General features: G+C 71.5%; 1 protein-coding gene. It reads left to right on the forward strand.

Features of this window, described 5'->3' with window-relative positions; all coding sequences use genetic code 11:
* On the forward strand, nt 1-4,545 hold a 4,545-nt coding region (locus OG871_RS40695; RefSeq protein ID WP_371503576.1), incomplete at both ends, for a type I polyketide synthase.

Raw genomic sequence — 4,545 nt, forward strand, 5'->3', positions numbered from 1 at the left:
CCGGTGTGGTGTCGCTGCTGGCGGTGGCTGGTGGTCCGGTGTCGACGTTGGTGTTGGTGCAGGCGCTCGGTGATGCCGGGGTCGGTGCTCCGCTGTGGTGTGTGACGCGTGGTGCGGTGGCGACCGGTCGTTCGGAGCGGGTGGCCGATCCGGTGCAGGCACAGGTCTGGGGTCTGGGCCGGGTGGTCGCTCTGGAGCATCCCGAGCGCTGGGGTGGGTTGATCGATCTTCCCGAGGTGCTCGACAGTCGGGTCTTCTCCCGGCTGGTGGGCGTCCTCGCCGGTGGTGGCGAGGACCAGGTGGCGGTTCGTGCCTCCGGTGTGTTCGGTCGTCGTCTGGTGCGGGCTGTGCGTGGTGAGGGCGGTGTGTGGTCGCCGTCCGGCACGGTGCTGGTGACGGGTGGGACGGGGGCGTTGGGTGCGGAGGTGTCGCGCTGGCTGGCCCGGGGTGGTGCGGAGCGTCTGGTGCTGACGAGCCGTCGTGGTCTGGACGCGCCGGGCGCGGCGGAGCTGCGGGATGAGCTCGCCGCCCTGGGCGTGACCGTCACGGTCGCCGCTTCCGACATCGCCGACCGCGATGCGCTGGCCACGCTGCTGGCGGAACACCGGTTCTCTGCGGTGTTCCACACGGCGGGTGTGTTGGACGACGGTGTGGTGGACGGTCTGACGGCCGAGCGGTTCGCGACGGTGGCTCGTCCGAAGGTGGATGCGGCGCGGAACCTGCACGAGTTGACGGCTGGCCATGATCTGTCGGCGTTCGTGCTGTTCTCCTCGATGGCGGGTTCGGTCGGCAGCGCCGGTCAGGGTAACTACGCCGCCGCCAACGCGTACTTGGACGCGCTTGCCGAGCAGCGTCGCGCGGACGGTCTGCCGGCGACGTCGATCGCCTGGGGTGCGTGGGCGGAGGCGGGCCTGGCCACCGAGGATGTCGTGGCCGACCGCCTGCGCCGCGACGGAGTCGTTGGCATGGCGCATGCGCTGGCGATCACGGCGATGCAGCACGCGCTCGACCAGGGCGACACCACCCTCACGATTGCGGCGGTGGACTGGGAGCGGGTCGCCGGTGAGACCGCCGCAGTGCGGGCCAGCCGGCTGTTCGACGAGATTCCCGAGGCCCACCGTGTCATGGAGGCCGCTGCTGCGGCGTCCTCGGACACGACGGCTGCCGGCTCCTCGCTGGCACAGCGACTGGCCACGCTGTCGGAGGCCGAGCGGGGCCGGACCCTCCTGGATCTGGTGCGTGCTCAGGTGGCCGCCGTGCTCGGCTATGCCGGGTCGGAGGCGGTCGAGGCGGGTCGGGCGTTCAAGGAGCTGGGCTTCGATTCGCTGACCGCCGTCGACCTGCGGAACCGCCTGAACGCGGCCACGGGGCTCCGGCTCTCGGCGACGCTGGTCTTCGACTACCCGTCGGCCGCCGCGCTGGCGGACCACCTGGGCGCGGAGCTGCTGGGTGCCCGCCCGGCGGCCCTGACGCCCACCGCGGTCCTGCCCTCGTCGCTGTCGGACGACGAGCCGATCGCGATCGTGGCGATGAGCTGCCGTTTCCCGGGTGGTGCCAACACTCCCGAGGAGCTGTGGGAGCTGCTGCTGTCCGGTGGTGATGCGATCGGGGACTTCCCGACGGACCGTGGTTGGGACGTCGAGTCGCTGTACCACCCGGACCCGAGCCACGAGGGCACCACGTACGCCCGTGAGGGCGGATTCCTGGACCAGGCCACTCAGTTCGATTCGATGTTCTTCGGGATCTCGCCGCGTGAGGCACTGTCGATGGACCCGCAGCAGCGGCTGCTGCTGGAGACGTCCTGGGAGGCGTTCGAGCGCGCGGGTATCGACCCGACCTCGGTGCGTGGCACACAGGCAGGTGTCTTCGTCGGCACCAACGGCCAGGACTACGTCAACCTGCTGGTGGACGGCTTGGAGGGTGTCGAGGGTCACCGGCTGACGGGCACGGCGACGAGCGTGATCTCCGGCCGGCTGTCCTACACGTTCGGTCTTGAGGGCCCGGCGGTGTCGGTGGACACGGCGTGCTCGGCGTCGCTGGTGGCGCTGCACCTGGCGGTGCAGGCACTGCGGAACGGTGAGTGCGACCTCGCGCTCGCCGGTGGTGTGACGGTGATGTCGACGCCGGATCTGTTCGTGGAGTTCAGCCGGCAGCGCGGGCTGTCGGTGGACGGTCGCTGCAAGGCGTTCGCCGGTGCGGCGGACGGTACGGGCTGGGGCGAGGGCGCGGGCATGCTGCTCGTGGAGCGGCTGTCGGACGCCCAGCGCAACGGGCACCCGGTGCTCGCGGTCGTGCGTGGCTCGGCGATCAACCAGGACGGTGCCTCGAACGGCCTGACGGCGCCGAACGGCCCGTCGCAGCAGCGGGTGATCCGCCAGGCGCTCGCCGCGGCCGGTCTGACGGCCGACCAGGTGGACGCCGTGGAGGCGCACGGCACCGGCACCCGACTGGGTGACCCGATCGAGGCGCAGGCCCTGCTCGCGACCTACGGCCAGGCGCACAGCGACGAACAGCCGCTGTGGCTCGGTTCGGTGAAGTCCAACATCGGCCACACCCAGGCCGCGGCCGGTGTCGCCGGTGTGATGAAGATGGTTCTGGCGATGCAGCACGGCGTTCTGCCGAAGACCCTGCACGTCGACGCGCCGACCCCGCATGTCGAGTGGGCGGCGGGGAGCGTCTCGCTGCTGACCGACAACGTCGACTGGCCGCAGACCGGCCGTCCGCGCCGGGCGGGCGTCTCCGCTTTCGGGATCAGCGGTACCAACGCCCACACGATCCTGGAGCAGGCCCCGGCCTCCGACGAGGTACCGGCCCCCGACGAGGCTGCACCGCCGGTGATACCGGTGGTGCTGTCCGGCAGGACTGAGGAGGCTCTGCGGGCGCAGGCCGAGCGGCTGATCGCCGTTGTGGCGGCGCGTCCGGAGGTCCGGGTTGCCGATGTGGCGCTGTCCTCGGCGGTCGGCCGCGCTTCGCTGGAGCGGCGGGCGGCCGTGGTGGCCTCCGACCGGACGCAGCTGCTGGAGGGCCTGCGGGTCCTGGCGGCGGGCGGATCGGGCGCCAACGCCGTCCACGGCTCGGTTGTGGCGGGGCGTACGGCGTTCCTGTTCACCGGTCAGGGCAGTCAGCAGGTCGGGATGGGCGAGGAGTTGTACGCCTCGTACCCGGTGTTCGCGGACGCGTTCGACGCGGTCTGCGCGCACCTGGACCAGTACCTGGAGCGTCCGCTGCGCGAGGCGATGGCAGATGCGGAGTCGGTGAACGAGACGGGCTTCACGCAGCCGGCGTTGTTCGCGCTGGAGGTGGCGCTGTTCCGGCTGTTGGAGTCGTGGGGTCTGGCCCCGGATGTGCTGGCGGGTCACTCGATCGGTGAGCTGGCCGCCGCGCATGTCGCGGGCGTGCTCTCGCTGGCCGACGCGGCGCAGCTGGTGGCGGCTCGTGGTCGGTTGATGCAGGCGCTGCCGCGTGGCGGGGCGATGGTGGCCGTGCAGGCGACGGAGGCGGAGGTGCTTCCGATGCTGACCGAGGGTGTCGGTATCGCTGCCGTCAACGGGCCCACCTCCGTGGTGATTTCGGGCGCCGAGTCGGAGGTCCTGGCCGTTGCCGGGCAGCTCGGGGCCGAGGGTCGCAAGACCAAGCGGCTCACCGTCAGCCACGCGTTCCACTCGCCGCTGATGGACGGCATGCTCGATGAATTCCGTTCCGTGGCAGCCCGGTTGACGCTCGAGGCACCGCGGATCCCGATCGTCTCCACGCTCACGGGCGGGTTCGCATCCACCGAGTTCACCAACCCCGAGTACTGGGTGCGGCACGTCCGTGAGGCGGTCCGCTTCGCCGACGCGATCGCGTCCCTGGAGGCCGACGGCGTCCGTACGTTCGTCGAGCTCGGCCCGGACGGAGTGCTGTCCGCGATGGCCCAGGACAGCGTGACGGCCGAGGCGGTGTTCGTCCCGGTCCTGCGGGCCGGCCGGCCCGAGGCCCGCACGCTCACCACGGCCCTCACCCAGGCTCACGTCCGCGGCCTCGCCGTCGACTGGCAGGCCGTCTTCGCGGGCACCGGTGCCCGCCGGGTCGACCTGCCCACCTACGCCTTCCAGCGTCAGCGCTACTGGCCGGAGGCCCCCGTGGCCGCTATGCGCGACGCGGCCGACCGGACCGACTCGGTGGACTCCCGGTTCTGGGAGGCGGTCGAGAGCGAGGACCTGACGGCCCTGGCGGCGACCCTGGAGGTCGAGGGCAGCAGTGAACTGGGCGCCGTGCTACCGATGCTGGCGGCCTGGCGTCGTCAGAGCCGTGAGCTGTCCACGGTCGATGGCTGGCGTTACCGGGACAGTTGGAAGCCGGTGACGGATCTGGGTTCGGGTGTGCTGTCGGGGTCCTGGTTGCTGGTGGTTCCGGCGGGCTCTGGTGGCGATGCTGCGGTGGTTGCTCTGGAGGGCATGTTCGCGGCGCGTGGTGTGGATGTTCGCCGGTGTGAGGTGGACGGTGTTGTGGCGGACCGGTCTTCGGTGGCCGGTGAGTTGCGGGGTGTGCTGGCGGATGGTGTCG

Origin of the sequence: Kitasatospora sp. NBC_00374, from assembly GCF_041434935.1 — a bacterium.
Classification (GTDB): Bacteria; Actinomycetota; Actinomycetes; order Streptomycetales; family Streptomycetaceae; genus Kitasatospora.